General features: G+C 66.8%; 11 protein-coding genes and 1 tRNA gene. 9 read left to right on the top strand and 3 right to left on the bottom strand.

What is annotated here, in order from left to right:
* The first annotated feature begins 6 nt into the window (after window positions 1-6).
* From ACIGKL_RS23700 to ACIGKL_RS23690, 3 genes are all read left to right on the top strand, one after another.
* Complete coding sequence (locus ACIGKL_RS23700) at window positions 7-1,572, top strand: SpoVR family protein (protein WP_397488807.1); 1,566 nt, start codon at window positions 7-9, stop codon at window positions 1,570-1,572.
* A 61-nt stretch (window positions 1,573-1,633) separates the two neighbouring features.
* Window positions 1,634-2,146, top strand: coding sequence for a hypothetical protein (locus ACIGKL_RS23695; RefSeq protein WP_397488806.1), 513 nt, complete (start codon window positions 1,634-1,636; stop codon window positions 2,144-2,146).
* A gap of 97 nt (window positions 2,147-2,243) precedes the next feature.
* Window positions 2,244-3,473 carry a multifunctional CCA addition/repair protein gene (locus ACIGKL_RS23690; RefSeq protein WP_397488805.1) on the top strand — a complete coding sequence of 410 codons (1,230 nt, stop codon included), beginning with the start codon at window positions 2,244-2,246 and terminating at the stop codon, window positions 3,471-3,473.
* A gap of 52 nt (window positions 3,474-3,525) precedes the next feature.
* Here the strand turns inward: ACIGKL_RS23690 and folK are convergent, their stop codons facing one another.
* Both folK and folB read right to left on the bottom strand, forming a co-directional pair.
* On the bottom strand, window positions 3,526-4,059 hold the full coding sequence (gene folK / locus ACIGKL_RS23685) for a 2-amino-4-hydroxy-6-hydroxymethyldihydropteridine diphosphokinase (RefSeq protein ID WP_397488804.1): 534 nt from the start codon (window positions 4,057-4,059) through the stop codon (window positions 3,526-3,528).
* Window positions 4,050-4,406 (bottom strand): dihydroneopterin aldolase, encoded by a 357-nt coding sequence (gene folB / locus ACIGKL_RS23680; RefSeq protein WP_021444791.1) that lies wholly within the window; start codon window positions 4,404-4,406, stop codon window positions 4,050-4,052. Before folB ends, folK begins: the two co-directional genes overlap by 10 nt.
* A gap of 93 nt (window positions 4,407-4,499) precedes the next feature.
* Here folB and plsY point away from each other — a divergent pair, with 93 nt between their 5' ends.
* Window positions 4,500-5,069, top strand: coding sequence for a glycerol-3-phosphate 1-O-acyltransferase PlsY (gene plsY, locus ACIGKL_RS23675; RefSeq protein ID WP_021444792.1), 570 nt, complete (start codon window positions 4,500-4,502; stop codon window positions 5,067-5,069).
* A 45-nt stretch (window positions 5,070-5,114) separates the two neighbouring features.
* On the opposite strand, the gene tsaD is transcribed toward plsY, so the two are convergent.
* The gene (gene tsaD / locus ACIGKL_RS23670) at window positions 5,115-6,164 is read right to left on the bottom strand and encodes a tRNA (adenosine(37)-N6)-threonylcarbamoyltransferase complex transferase subunit TsaD (RefSeq protein WP_397488803.1); all 1,050 of its coding nucleotides are present in this window, start codon (window positions 6,162-6,164) and stop codon (window positions 5,115-5,117) included.
* Window positions 6,165-6,368: 204 nt separating this feature from the next.
* Here tsaD and rpsU point away from each other — a divergent pair, with 204 nt between their 5' ends.
* The 5 genes from rpsU (at window position 6,369) to ACIGKL_RS23645 (ending at window position 14,570) form a co-directional block, all read left to right on the top strand.
* The gene (rpsU, locus tag ACIGKL_RS23665) at window positions 6,369-6,584 is read left to right on the top strand and encodes a 30S ribosomal protein S21 (RefSeq protein ID WP_003296736.1); all 216 of its coding nucleotides are present in this window, start codon (window positions 6,369-6,371) and stop codon (window positions 6,582-6,584) included.
* A 147-nt stretch (window positions 6,585-6,731) separates the two neighbouring features.
* Window positions 6,732-8,714: a DNA primase gene (dnaG, locus tag ACIGKL_RS23660; RefSeq protein WP_397488802.1), complete on the top strand. Its 1,983-nt coding sequence runs from the start codon at window positions 6,732-6,734 to the stop codon at window positions 8,712-8,714.
* A gap of 67 nt (window positions 8,715-8,781) precedes the next feature.
* Window positions 8,782-10,629, top strand: coding sequence for an RNA polymerase sigma factor RpoD (rpoD, locus tag ACIGKL_RS23655; protein WP_397488801.1), 1,848 nt, complete (start codon window positions 8,782-8,784; stop codon window positions 10,627-10,629).
* 113 nt (window positions 10,630-10,742) lie between these two features.
* The gene (locus tag ACIGKL_RS23650; protein WP_397488800.1) at window positions 10,743-14,477 is read left to right on the top strand and encodes a bifunctional diguanylate cyclase/phosphodiesterase; all 3,735 of its coding nucleotides are present in this window, start codon (window positions 10,743-10,745) and stop codon (window positions 14,475-14,477) included.
* 16 nt (window positions 14,478-14,493) lie between these two features.
* Window positions 14,494-14,570 (top strand) — tRNA-Ile (locus tag ACIGKL_RS23645).
* Window positions 14,571-14,802 lie beyond the last annotated feature (232 nt).

Genomic DNA, 14,802 nt, shown 5'->3' with positions numbered 1-14,802 from the left:
CGTGACATGAGTGCCAGCAAGAAGGAACGCAAGCCCATCTCCACCGGCTCGGAATGGACCTTCGAGCTGATCCGTCAGTACGACAAGGAAATCGCGCGCATCGCCGAGCGCTACGCGCTGGACACCTACCCCAACCAGATCGAGGTGATCACCGCCGAGCAGATGATGGACGCCTACGCCTCGGTGGGCATGCCGCTGGGCTATCACCACTGGTCCTACGGCAAGCACTTCCTGGCCACCGAGAAGGGCTACAAGCGTGGGCAGATGGGCCTGGCCTACGAGATCGTGATCAACTCCGACCCCTGCATCGCCTACCTGATGGAGGAGAACACCATCTGCATGCAGGCCCTGGTGATCGCCCACGCCTGCTACGGCCACAACAGCTTCTTCAAGGGCAACTACCTGTTCCGCACCTGGACCGACGCCAGCTCGATCATCGACTACCTGGTGTTCGCCAAGCAGTACATCATGCAGTGCGAGGAACGCCACGGCATCGATGCGGTGGAGGAGCTGCTCGACTCCTGCCATGCCCTGATGAACTACGGCGTCGACCGCTACAAACGGCCCTATCCGATTTCCGCCGAGGAGGAGCGCAAGCGCCAGAAGGATCGCGAGGAGCACCTGCAGAGGCAGATCAACGATCTGTGGCGCACCATCCCCAAGAGCGCGGAAAAGGGTAGCGACAAGGACAGCAAGCGCTTTCCCGCCGAGCCGCAGGAAAACATCCTGTACTTCCTCGAGAAGCACGCGCCGCTGCTGGAGCCCTGGCAGCGCGAGGTGATCCGCATCGTGCGCAAGATCGCCCAGTACTTCTATCCGCAGCGCCAGACCCAGGTGATGAACGAGGGCTGGGCCACCTTCTGGCACTACACCCTGATGAACGACCTGTACGACGAAGGCCTGGTCACCGACGGCTTCATGATGGAATTCCTCCAGTCGCATACCAGCGTGGTCTACCAGCCGCCGTTCGACAGCCCCTATTACAGCGGCATCAACCCCTACGCCCTGGGTTTCGCCATGTACCGCGACATCCGTCGTATCTGCGAGGAACCCACCGAGGAGGACAAGCACTGGTTCCCCGACATCGCCGGCAGCGACTGGCTGACCACCCTCAAGTTCGCCATGAGCAGCTTCAAGGACGAGAGCTTCATCCTGCAGTTCCTCTCGCCCAAGGTGATCCGCGACTTCAAGCTGTTCGGCATCCTCGACGACGACCAGAAGGACGAGCTGCTGGTGCCGGCGATCCACGACGAGCCCGGCTACCGCACCATCCGCGAGCTGCTCGCGGCGCAGTACAACCTGGGCAACCGCGAGCCCAACGTGCAGATCTGGAGCATCGACCGCCGCGGCGACCGCTCGCTGACCCTGCGCCACCAGCAGCACGACCGCAAGCCGCTGGGCGACTCCACCGAGGAAGTGCTCAAGCACCTGCACCGCCTGTGGGGTTTCGACATCCACCTGGAGGTGTGCCAGGGCGACCAGCTGATCACCACCCAACACGTGCCGCCGCGCGGCGACACGGAGGGCGAAGGCGACTACCCGCGCCTCGACCTGATCATTCCACCCATTTGATCGGTTGCCGGGCATGCGCCGCGCACTCAGCATCGGCGGCAGACTCCGCGAGACGCCGTGCATGCGTGTATTTCTGGTATTGCTGCTGTGCCTGGGACTGGCCACCTGCGCCAGCCATATCCCCCAGGCGCAGATCCTCAGCCCCGCCGACCCCGCGCTGGCCGGGCGCCACAGCTTCGAACTGATCGACCCGCAGCACAGCCTGGCCGGCGCGCCGCCCTTCCCCGAGCGCTACCGCCAGCTGCCGCAGTTGCTGCGCCATGGCCTGTCGGCCCGTGGCTACCACGAGAGCCAGCAGCCGCAACTGCGCCTGTACTACTGGCTGGCGGTGCAGGACGGCCCGCTGACCTTCAAGGTCGACGTGCCGCCACCCAACGCCCTCGGCCCCTACCAGGCGATCCATCGCCTGCGCGACGAAACCGGCACGCTACGCCTGCGCCTCACCGACCTGGAGCAGCGCGTGCTGTGGGAAGGGCTGATCAGCACCGGCCTGAGCCCGGCGCGCGACAGCGCCGAACTGCTGGAACGCGCCGCCCAGGCGCTGATCGAACAGATTCCCCAGGCCACGCCATAGCCCGGAGGCAATCCGGCCGCGTAATCCCCGGAGTGCATCCGGGCTACCCCGCGCAGCCGGCCAGCCGCTATCCTCCGCACTCAGCGGAGGAACAACGATGCAGATCTACAAAGTCGGCGGCGCCGTGCGCGACCGCCTGCTCGGCCGCCCCGTCGAGGAAATCGACTGGGTGGTGGTGGGCGCCAGCGCCGAACAGATGCTCGCGCTGGGCTATCGGCCGGTGGGCGCCGACTTCCCGGTATTCCTGCATCCAGACAGCGGCGAGGAATACGCCCTGGCCCGCACCGAGCGCAAGAGCGGGCGCGGCTACGGCGGCTTCGTCTTCCACGCCAGCCCCGAAGTCACCCTGGAGCAAGACCTGATCCGCCGCGACCTGACCGTCAACGCCATGGCCGAAGACGACCAGGGCAGGCTGATCGACCCCTATGGCGGCCAGCGCGACCTGCAGGAGCGCGTGCTGCGCCACGTTTCCCCGGCCTTCGCCGAAGACCCGCTGCGGGTGCTGCGCGTCGCCCGCTTCGCCGCCCGCTATGCGCCGCTGGGCTTCAGCGTGGCGGCGGAAACCCTGGCGCTGATGCGCCAACTGGCCGAGTCCGGCGAACTGGCCCACCTCACCGCGGAGCGCAGCTGGAAGGAAATCTCCCGTGCATTGATGGAGCCGCGCCCGGACCTGTTCGTCCAGGTGCTGCGCGACTGCGGCGCGCTGGCCGCCCTGCTGCCGGAGGTCGACGCGCTGTTCGGCGTGCCGCAGCCGGCCGCTCATCACCCGGAAATCGACACCGGCGTGCATGTGCTGAGCGTGCTGCGCCAGTGCGCCGAACACGAGCAGCCGCTGACGGTGCGCTGGGCCTGCCTGCTGCACGACGTCGGCAAGGGGCTGACGCCGCAAGACCAGTGGCCGCGGCATATCGCCCACGAGCCCAAGGGCCTGCGCCTGATCCAGGCCATCAACCAACGCTGCAAGGCGCCGCGCGACTGCGCCGAGCTGGCGCTGCTGGTCGGCGAATTCCACACCCACGGCCATCGCGCGCTGGAACTCAAGCCCTCGACCCTGCTGGAACTGCTGCAACGCTTCGACGTATTCCGCCGTCCGCAGCGTTTCGCCGAGTTCGTCGCCGCCTGCGAGATGGATGCCCGCGGCCGCCTGGGCCTGGAGCAACGCGAATACCCGCAGGCCGCCTACCTGCTCGGCGCCGCCGAGACGGCGCGCCAGGTGGCGGTCAAACCGCTGCTGGAAAAGGGCTTGAAGGGCGCGGAGCTGGGCGAGTCGCTGGCTCGCGAACGCCTGCGGGCGCTCAAGGCCTACAAGGAACGGCAGAAACCGTAGCCCGGATGAAATCCGGGGCGGTTCTGGGGCCAAGCCCCGGATTGCATCCGGGCTACGAAGGGCTCGCCTGCAGCAGCTCCGCCGGCGTCAGCTCGACCCCGCGCCACTGGAAGGCGGCCGGCCATAGCTGCTGATCGATCTGCGCCGACGCCCACAACTCGGCGAACGAACGGCCGTCTACCGGGTGGCACACCTCTGGCGCCAGCAATGCCAATGGCCAGAGCACGAAGGCGTTCTTGAGGATTTCCGCGCGCGGCAGCACCAGTCCGTTGAAGTTGCCGACCTGCTCGCCGTACAGCAGCACGTCGATGTCCAGCGGCAGGCCCTTGCGCTCCGGCGCGTAGCGGCCATTGTCGGCCTCGATGAACTTGAGCCGGCGATCCAGCTCCAGCAGCGGCAGCTCGGTCTGCCCGGTCACCACCAGATTGAAGAAGTTGCCGCTCTTGATGCCCACCGCATGGCTCTCGAATACCGGCGAGCAGCGCATGTCGCCGAGCAGGCCGGCCAGGGCATCGAGCCCGGCGCCAAGGTGAGCCTCGCGCTCGATATTGCTGCCGAGGCCGAGGTAGACCCGAGTCAGAGGCATCCGCGCTCGATCTCCACGCCCACGCCGCCACGCGCGGCCGGTACGGCGCCGGGCTTGGTCAGCTTGAGGCGCATCCAGGGGATGTGGAACTCCTCCATCAGGGTCTGCACCAGGCGCTCGGCGAAGGTTTCCACCAGGATGAACTGCGACGCCTCGGCGAAGGCCTGCACCCGCGCGGCAACGCTGGCGTAGTCGAGCGCCTGGGCGAGGTCGTCGCCGGCCGCAGCCGGACGGTTGTCCCAGCCCATCTGCAGGTCGAGACGCAGGCACTGGCGAATCTCGCGCTCCCAGTCGTAGGCGCCGATCACCGTATCGACCTCCAGGCCCTCGATAAATACTCTGTCCACCCGCGCTCTCCACCCGCACTCTCGACGCCACGCCACGACAAGGGCGCCGCACCTCGTTAGAATCGGGCCACCCCATGCCCTGGAATGGCCACCATGTTCTGGCTCCTGGCAATCCTTGCCTACCTGCTCGGTTCGTTGTCCTTCGCCATCCTGCTCAGCCGACTTGCAGGTGGGCCAGACCCACGTGCCAGCGGCTCGGGCAACCCCGGCGCCACCAACATGCTGCGCGTGGCCGGCAAGAAACTCGCCGTACTGACCCTGCTCGGCGACCTGCTCAAGGGCCTGCTGCCGATCCTGATCGCCAAACTGTTCGGCCTCGACCTGCAGCAACAGGCCTGGATCGGCCTGGCCGCGGTGCTCGGCCATCTCTACCCGCTGTACTTCCGCTTCCGCGGCGGCAAGGGCGTGGCCACCGCCGCCGGCATGCTGCTGGGCCTCTACCCGCCGGCCGCACTGCTGGCCATCGGCGCCTGGCTGCTGGTGTTCGTGCTGACCCGCACCAGCTCGCTGGCCGCGCTGATCGCCACGCCGCTGACCCTGCCGCTGTTGGCCTGGCAGCAACCGGCGGCGCTGCTGCCGGTCTGCGTGCTGACCGGACTGATCGTCTGGCGCCACCGCGGCAACCTGCGCGATCTGTTCGCCGGCCGCGAGCGCCGCTTTTAAGCAGCGGCAAGCTTCAAGCGACAAGCCTCAAGTAAAAAGCCGCGCTCACTTGCCGCTTGCAGCTTGCGGCTCGCAGCTCGGTAAACTTTCCATCGGCCAACGCGCCTGCACCTTGATCGCCAGATCCTCGTGCTGCCCGGCCAGCAGCCGCTGGCAGCCGGCATAGGCGATCATCGCGCCGTTGTCGGTGCAGAAACGCGGCCGGGCGTAGAACACCTTGCCCTTCAGCTCGCCCAACATGCGTTCCAGATGCTCGCGCAGGGCCTTGTTGGCACTCACCCCGCCGGCGATCACCAGGCTGTTCAGGCCGGTCTGCTTGAGCGCACGCTTGCACTTGATGGTGAGAGTCTCGACCACCGCCTGCTGGAAGGCCAGGGCGATGTCGCGGCGGGCTTGGTCGAGGTCGTCATCGCCGTCGCGGCATTGCTGCCAGGTATTGAGGGCGAAGGTCTTCAGCCCGCTGAAACTGAAATCCAGGCCGGGACGGTCGGTCATCGGCCGCGGGAAGACGAAACGCCCCGGCGTGCCCTGCTCAGCCAGCCGGGCGATCTCCGGCCCGCCGGGGTAATTCAGGCCCATCAGCTTGGCGGTCTTGTCGAAGGCCTCGCCGGCGGCGTCGTCCAGCGACTCGCCGAGCAGTTGGTACTGGCCGATGCCATCGACCCGCACCAGCTGGGTGTGGCCGCCGGACACCAGCAGGGCGACGAAGGGAAAGGCCGGCGGCTGCTCTTCGAGCATCGGCGCCAACAGGTGACCCTCCATATGGTGCACGCCGACGGCCGGCACGCCCCAGGCAAAGGCCAGGGCCTGGGCACAGGAGGCGCCGACCAGCAGCGCGCCGACCAGGCCGGGGCCGGCGGTGTAGGCCAGCGCATCGATATCGGCCGGCTCGCGCCCGGCCTCGTCCAGCACCTGGCGGATCAGCGGCAGCATGCGCTTGACGTGGTCGCGCGAGGCCAGTTCCGGCACCACGCCGCCATAGATGCGGTGCAGGTCGATCTGGCTGAACAGCGCGTCGGCCAGCAGGCCGCGCTCGCTGTCATAGAGCGCGACGCCGGTTTCATCGCAGGAGGTTTCCAATCCCAGTACGAGCATGGAGCTTGAGCCTTGATTTGCCGCGGGGAACAAAGGCGCGCATGATAAGCGCCGCTCGGCGGAGCGGCTACTGCTTTTCGACCTAAGGCCTTTGCATTCCGCACGGCGAGGCGGTAACATCCGCAACCCTTAAAAACCGACGCAACCCGAGCCATTTCTGCCGGGAACGCGTTCACCCCGGTAATTAATGAAGGTACGACCTGGATGCCAGCCGTCAAAGTTAAAGAGAACGAACCCTTCGACGTAGCCCTGCGTCGTTTCAAGCGCTCCTGCGAAAAGGCCGGTGTACTGGCCGAAGTTCGTAGCCGCGAATTCTACGAAAAGCCGACCTCCGAGCGTAAGCGCAAGGCTGCTGCCGCTGTTAAGCGTCACGCCAAGAAAGTGCAGCGCGAGCAGCGTCGCAGCGTCCGCCTGTACTAATAAGTACACGCAACGCCCGAATGCCCGGCCTAGGCCGGGTATTGCATTTCAGGAAACTCCGCCTCGCCGTTCGGCGAATGAGCGGAGTTTTCTGCTTTCTGCCCGAGGCTGTCCAGCCCCGCGCCGCGACAGTATGCTGAGCACCCTATGGCCGGCCTGATTCCGCAATCCTTCATCGATGACCTGCTCAACCGCACCGACATCGTCGACGTGGTGAGTTCGCGCATCCAGCTGAAGAAGACCGGCAAGAACTACAGCGCCTGCTGCCCCTTCCACAAGGAAAAGACCCCCTCCTTCACCGTCAGCCCGGACAAGCAGTTCTACTACTGCTTCGGCTGCGGCGCCGGCGGCAACGCCCTCGGCTTCGTCATGGACCACGATCAGCTGGAGTTTCCCCAGGCGATCGAGGAGCTGGCCAAGCGCGCCGGCATGGACGTGCCGCGCGAGGAAGGCGGTCGCGGGCGCACGCCGCGCCAGCCGGTGGATTCGCCGCTCTACCCGCTGCTGGAGGCCGCCGCCGAGCACTACCGCCAGGCACTGAAGAGCCACCCGCAGCGCAAGTACGCGGTGGACTACCTCAAGGGTCGCGGCCTGACCGGCGAGATCGCCCGCGACTTCGGCCTCGGCTTCGCCCCGCCCGGCTGGGACAACCTGCTCAAGCAACTGGGCGGCGACGTCCTGCAGCAGAAGGCGATGATCGACGCCGGCCTGCTGATCGAGAACGCCGAGAACGGCCGGCGCTACGACCGCTTCCGCGACCGCATCATGTTCCCCATCCGCGACAGCCGCGGCCGGGTGATCGCCTTCGGCGGCCGGGTGCTGGGCGACGACAAGCCCAAGTACCTCAACTCGCCGGAAACCCCGGTGTTCCACAAGGGCCAGGAGCTCTACGGCCTGTTCGAGGCGCGCAAGCACAACCGCGACCTCGACGAGATCATGGTGGTCGAGGGCTATATGGACGTCATCGCCCTGGCCCAACAGGGCCTGCGCAATGCCGTGGCCACCCTGGGCACCGCCACCAGCGAAGAGCACCTCAAGCGCCTGTTCCGCATCGTGCCCAGCGTGCTGTTCTGCTTCGACGGCGACGCCGCCGGGCGCAACGCCGCCTGGCGCGCCCTGGAGTCGACCCTGCCGAGCCTGCAGGACGGCCGCCGCGCGCGCTTTCTGTTCCTGCCCGAAGGCGAAGACCCGGACACCCTGGTGCGCGCCGAGGGCACCGACGCCTTCCGCGCTCGGATCAACCAGCACGCGCAGCCGCTGGCCGACTACTTCTTCCAGCAGCTATCCGAAGAGGCCGACCCGCGCTCGCTGGAAGGCAAGGCGCATCTGGTCACCCTGGCCGCACCGCTGATCGACAAGATTCCCGGCAACAACCTGCGTGCCCTGATGCGCCAGCGCCTCAGCGAGATCACCGGCCTCTCCGGCGAAGCCCTCAGCCAGGTCGCCAGCGCCCCGCGCAGCCAGCCGAGCCACGCCAGCCCGGCGCCCGGCGGCGACTACCCGGACTACGCCGACATCCCCGACAGCGCCTTTTACGACGCCGCGCCGGACCTGGGCGGCTACGAGCAGCCGGCGTCCGCGCCGGGCTACGAACGCAGCACCGGCAAGGGCAAGGGCGGCTGGAAGAAGGACGGCGGCAAGTGGAGCAAGAAGGGCCAGGCCGACTTCGCCCCGCGCGCGCCGCGCACCGCGGTCAGCGTCGAATCGCCGCACCTCAGCGCCCTGCGCACCCTGCTGCACCACCCGCAGCTGGCGCAGAAGGTCGAGGACGTCAGCCACTTCGCCGACGAAGACGACACCTACGCCCAGTTGCTGGTGGCCCTGGTCGGCGCCCTGCAGAAAAATCCCGGGCTGCGTTCGCTGCAGTTGATCGCACGCTGGCACGGCACCGAACAGGGCCGCCTACTGCGGGCCCTGGCGGAGAAGGAATGGCTGATTTCAGCGGACAACCTTGAACAACAGTTTTTCGACACTATAACTACTCTTGCAGCCCGCCAACGCGAGCGCAGCCTTGAACAACTGCTGCGCAAGGCCCGTCTAAGTGAGTTGAGCGCAGAGGAAAAAGATCAGCTGCGCGCCCTGCTAAGCCGTAACGCATCACCAGTCTCCCCCTCCCCAACTGGCGCGTAAGGGTCTTAATCAGGTATAATCCGCGGCTTGTTTTCAGCCCGCCAAGACCTTCAGTGGATAGGGTGTTATGTCCGTAAAAGCGCAACAGCAATCTCGTTTGAAAGAATTGATCAGCCGCGGTCGCGAGCAGGGCTACCTGACGTACGCGGAGGTCAATGACCACCTGCCGGAAGATATTTCCGATCCGGAACAGGTGGAAGACATCATCCGCATGATCAACGACATGGGGATCAACGTATTCGAGAGTGCTCCGGATGCGGACGCCCTGTTGTTGGCCGAAGCCGACACCGACGAAGCCGCGGCCGAAGAAGCCGCTGCCGCCCTCGCCGCCGTTGAGACCGATATCGGCCGCACCACCGACCCGGTGCGCATGTACATGCGCGAAATGGGTACCGTGGAACTGCTGACCCGCGAAGGCGAGATCGAAATCGCCAAACGCATCGAGGAAGGCATCCGCGAGGTGATGAGCGCCATCGCCCACTTCCCCGGCACCGTCGACGGCATCCTCGCCGAGTACACCCGCGTCACCACCGAGGGCGGCCGCCTGGCCGAAGTTCTCAGTGGCTATATCGACCCGGACGACGGCAGCGTACCCGACGAAGCCGCCGCTCCCGTCCCCGTCAAGGAAGGCGCCGCCGCCGAAGAAAGCGACGACGACGAGGAAGAAGAGAGCAGCGACGACGAGGAAGAAGAAGGCGACGGCGGCCCGGACCCGGAAGAAGCGGCGCGCCGCTTCAACGCCGTGGCCGAGCAGCAGGACAAGGTGCAGAAGGCGCTGAAGAAGCATGGCCGTGGCAGCAAGCAGGCCACCGAAGAGCTGGCCGCCCTGGCCGAGCTGTTCATGCCGATCAAGCTGGTGCCCAAGCAGTACGACGCCCTGGTCAGCCAGGTGCGCGACGCCCTCGACCGCCTGCGTGCGCAAGAACGCGCCATCATGCAGCTGTGCGTCCGCGATGCGCGCATGCCGCGTGCCGACTTCCTGCGCCTGTTCCCGGGCAACGAAATCGACATGGACTGGTCCGCCGACCTGGCCAAGGGCAAGGCCAAGTACGCCGAAGCCCTGGGCAACCTGCAGGCCGACATCCAGCGCTGCCAGCAGAAGCTGGCCGACCTGGAAGCCGAGTGCAGCCTGAGCCTGGCCGAGATCAAGGACATCAACCGGCGCATGTCCATCGGCGAAGCCAAGGCTCGCCGCGCCAAGAAGGAAATGGTCGAGGCCAACCTGCGCCTGGTCATCTCCATCGCCAAGAAGTACACCAACCGCGGCCTGCAGTTCCTCGACCTGATCCAGGAAGGCAACATCGGCCTGATGAAGGCGGTGGACAAGTTCGAATACCGTCGCGGCTACAAGTTCTCGACCTACGCCACCTGGTGGATTCGCCAGGCGATCACCCGCTCGATCGCCGACCAGGCGCGCACCATCCGTATCCCGGTGCACATGATCGAGACGATCAACAAGCTCAACCGCATCTCCCGCCAGATGCTCCAGGAAATGGGTCGCGAACCGACCCCGGAAGAGCTGGGCGAGCGCATGGAGATGCCCGAGGACAAGATCCGCAAGGTCTTGAAGATCGCCAAAGAGCCGATCTCCATGGAAACCCCGATCGGCGACGACGAAGATTCGCACCTGGGCGACTTCATCGAGGACAGCACCATGCAGTCCCCGATCGACGTAGCCACGGTCGAAAGCCTCAAGGAAGCCACTCGCGAAGTGCTGGCCGGCCTCACTGCCCGTGAAGCCAAGGTCCTGCGCATGCGCTTCGGTATCGACATGAACACCGACCACACCCTCGAGGAAGTGGGCAAGCAGTTCGATGTCACCCGTGAGCGTATCCGCCAGATCGAAGCCAAGGCGCTGCGCAAGCTGCGCCACCCGACGCGAAGCGAGCACCTGCGCTCCTTCCTCGACGAGTGACACCAGAACCCCCGGCCCAGGCCGGGGGTTTTGCTTTAGCGCGCAGGCAAACTGCCATCTATGCGGCAGCCGGTCTACACTGCGACAGATACTGGTTCCGAAACGAGGCTGCTATGCCACGCTTGCCGGCCATTCTGTTGTTGTGCCTGGCGTATTGGACGACCCCGGCCTCGGCCCTGACCCTCAGCGAGGAAGAACGCAGCTGGCTGGCTGCCCATCCCGAGTTGCGCCTGGGCGTCGATGCCTCCTGGCCGCCCTTCGAATTCCGCGATGATCAGGGCCGCTACCAGGGCCTGGCCGCCGATTACGTGCGACTGATCGAAAGCCGCCTGGGCGTGCGCCTGCAACCGGTCGAACCGAGCAGCTGGGGCGAAGTGCTGGCGCGAGCCCGCAGCGGCGAGATCGACCTGCTGCCCGGCATCATGTCGACCCCGGAACGCCAGACCTACCTGGCCTTCACCCGCCCCTACCTGGACTTCCCCATCGTCATCCTGGCCCGCAGCGGCGGCCCGCAGCCGCGGCGCATGGACGATCTATACGGGCTGAAGATCGCCGTGGTGGCCAACTACGCGCCGCACGAGCTACTGCGCCAGCGCCACCCTGACCTCAACCTGCAACCGCTGCCCAGCGTCGCAGCAGCCCTGCAGGCACTGGCCACCGGCCAGGCCGACGCCCTGGTCGGCGACCTCGCCTCCAGCGTCTGGAGCCTACGCCAGCTCAAGCTCGACGGCCTGTTCATCAGTGGCGAAACGCCCTACCGCTACCAGCTGGCCATGGCCGCCCCACGCGACCAGACGGTACTGATCGGCATCCTCGACAAGCTGTTCGCCGAACTCGGCCCCAGCGAAATCGCCGCGCTCCAGGCCCCTTGGGTCGGCGGCGTGCTGGATCGCCGCCGCGTCTGGCGTGAGACGCTGCTCTACGGCCTGCCCGCGCTGCTCGGCCTGCTGGCGGTAATCGCGATCATCCTGCGCATCAACCGCCGCCTGCACAGCGAAATGCGCCGCCGCGCCGAGCTGGAACAGGAGCTGCGCAGCCGCGAACAGCACTTCCGCGACCTGGTGGAAAGCCTCTCGGCCATCGCCTGGGAGGCCGAGCCGGGCGACCTGCGCTTCACCTACGTCTCGCCGCACGCCGAGAAGCTGCTCGGCTACCCGCAAGGCGACTGGCTGCAGCCGGGCTTCTGGCAGCAGCACCTGCACCCGGACGACCAGCAGCACACCCTGCGCCAGTGCCTGGAGCACTGCAGCGCCGGCCAGGATCACGTGCTCGAATACCGCCTGCAGGCCGCCGACGGCCGCAGCGTGTGGGTGCGCGACATCATCACCCTGCTGCAGCGCGGCGACCGCCAGGTGGTGCGCGGGCTGATGATCGACATCAGCGAGACCAAGCAGACCGAGCAGGCGCTGCGCCTGTCGGAACAGAAGTTCGCCTCGGTGTTCCAGCAGTGCCCGGACATCCTGGTCATCGCCCGCCGCGCCGACGGCGTGCTGCTCGAGGTCAACGCCGCGTTCACCGAGCAGACCGGCGTCAGCGTCGAACGGGCGATCGGCAAGACCGCCACCGAACTGGATATCTGGGGCGTGCCCGGCATCGGCCCGAACCTGCTGCTGCGCCTGCAGGACGAGAATCTGCGCAACCTCGAGCTGCCCTTCCGCCGCGCCGACGGCAGCCTGTTCACCGGGCTGATCTCGGCCGAGGCCTTCCAGCTCGCCGACACCCCCGCGCTGGTGGTGGTGGTGCGCGACATCAGCCAGCTCAAGGCCACCCAGGAGCAGCTGCAGATTTCCGAGGAGAAGTTCGCCAAGGCCTTCCACGCCTCGCCCGACGGCCTGCTGATCACCCGCCTGCGCGACGGCCTGCTGGTCGAAGCCAACGAGGGCTTCAGCCGCATCACCGGCTACCGCCTCGACGAGATCGCCGAGCAGAGCACCCTGAGCCTGGGCATCTGGGCCGACCCGCGGGATCGCCGGCGTCTGGTCGAGGGCATCCGCCTGCGCGGCCGGGTGCGCGAGATGATCGCCCCGGTGCGCACCAAGGACGGCCAGCTGCGCCTGTGCGAGCTGTCGGCGCAGCCCCTGCCGATCGGCGGCGAAGACTGCCTGCTGACCATCGCCCGCGACATCACCGAGCGCCAGCAGATGCAGGAGGAACTGCAGCAGGCCGCCACCGTGTTCGAGAGCACCGCCGAAGGGGTGATGATCACCGACCTGGAGCAGCGCATCACCGCGGTCAACCGCGCCTTCACCCAGATCACCGGCTACGCCGAGGCCGAAGCGCTCGGCCAGCGCCCCAGCCTGCTCGCCTCCGGCCAGCACGACGGCGCCTTCTACGCCGCCATGTGGCACAGCCTGGCGGCCAACGGCCACTGGCAGGGCGAGATCTGGAACCGGCGCAAGAACGGCGAGCTCTACCCCGAATGGCTGACCATCAGCGCGGTGCGCAACGCCGACAACCTGATCACCCACTTCGTCGGCGTGTTCGCCGACATCTCCAGCCTCAAGCACGCCCAGGCCCGCCTCGACCACCAGGCCCACCACGACCCGCTGACCGGCCTGCCCAACCGCCTGCTGTTCGAGAACCGCCTGCGCAGCGCGCTGGAAGGCTCGCGCGCCGACGACCAGCTGGGCGCCGTGCTGTTTCTCGACCTCGACCGCTTCAAGCAGATCAACGACAGCCTCGGCCACCCGGTCGGCGACCTGCTGCTCAAGGCCATCGCCGAGCGCCTCAAGCTGCAGCTGCGTGACATCGACACCGTGGCCCGCCTCGGCGGCGACGAATTCATCATCTTGCTGCCCGGCCTGCACCAGGCGCAGGACGCCGAACAGGTCGCGCAGAAGCTGCTGGAGTGCTTCGCCGCGCCCTTCCAGATCGACAACCACGAGTTCTTCATCAGCGCCAGCATCGGCATCAGCCTCTACCCCAAGGACGGCGCCGACGTCGCCACCCTGGTGAAGAACGCCGACGCCGCCATGTACCAATCCAAGGCCAAGGGGCGCAACCGCAGCGAGCGCTACACCCGTTCGCTGACCTTCCAGGTCAACGAGCGCATGGCCATGGAACAGGAACTGCGCCGCGCCCTGGAACGCGACGAGCTGTGCCTCCACTACCAGCCGAAACTCTGCCTGCGCAGCCAGCGCCTGGTCGGCGCCGAGGCCCTGGTGCGCTGGCCGCACCCGGTGTTCGGCGATATCCCGCCGGATCGCTTCATCCCGGTGGCCGAGGAAAGCGGGCTGATCCTGCCGCTGGGCGACTGGGTGCTGCAGCAGGCCTGCCGCCAGCTGCAGCACTGGCAGGAGGAACATGGCAGCTTCGGCCCGCTGTCGGTCAACCTGGCCGGCGCCCAGCTGCACCAGGCCAACCTGCTCGCACGTATCGACGAGCTGCTGCAACAGCACGGCCTGGCGCCGCAGCGGCTGCAGCTGGAGATCACCGAAAACTTCATCATGAACCAGGCCGAGGAAGCGCTGGGCATCCTCCACCAGCTCAAGCAGCTCGGCGTGCAACTGGCCATCGACGACTTCGGCACCGGTTACTCCTCGCTCAGCTACCTCAAGCGCCTGCCGCTGGACGTGCTGAAGATCGACCAGTCCTTCGTCCGCGGCCTGCCGGACGACCCGCACGACCTGGCGATCACCCGCGCCATCATCGCCCTGGGCCAGAGCATGCAGCTGACGGTGATCGCCGAAGGGGTGGAAACCAAGGCCCAGGAGCTGTGCCTGGCCGCCGAGGGTTGCCTGCAGATCCAGGGCTACGTGGTCAGCCGCCCCCTGCCCGCCGACGCCTTCGCCCGCAAGTTTCTCTCGCCCGGTCACGCGGTTGGCACTGGCGAGAGCGCGCCGGTATAATCCGCCGGCCTTCTGGGGGCCTATAGCTCAGTTGGTTAGAGCACTCGACTCATAATCGATTGGTCGCAGGTTCAAGTCCTGCTGGGCCCACCACCTTCAAAGCCGCGCATTGCGCGGCTTTCGTGTTTCTGGCCCACCAGGCGGCCACCTGTCACCGCGGTACGACGCATTCAACGCTACGCGGGCCTGCTTGCAGCGCCTTGCTGCACCAGCCTACAGAACCGACACCTTAGCGAATGCAGCGCATGATTCGGCTCACAAGGTGAGCCGAATAACATTCCTAATCGGCTCACCCGGGGATAACCGCAGAGGACAGGCTCCCTCA

The organism is Pseudomonas sp. NPDC077186 (assembly GCF_044543505.1).
GTDB lineage: Bacteria > Pseudomonadota > Gammaproteobacteria > Pseudomonadales > Pseudomonadaceae > Aquipseudomonas.
The sequence above is the reverse complement of the archived record's forward strand: the minus strand, read 5'-3'. Positions and strand labels throughout refer to the sequence as shown.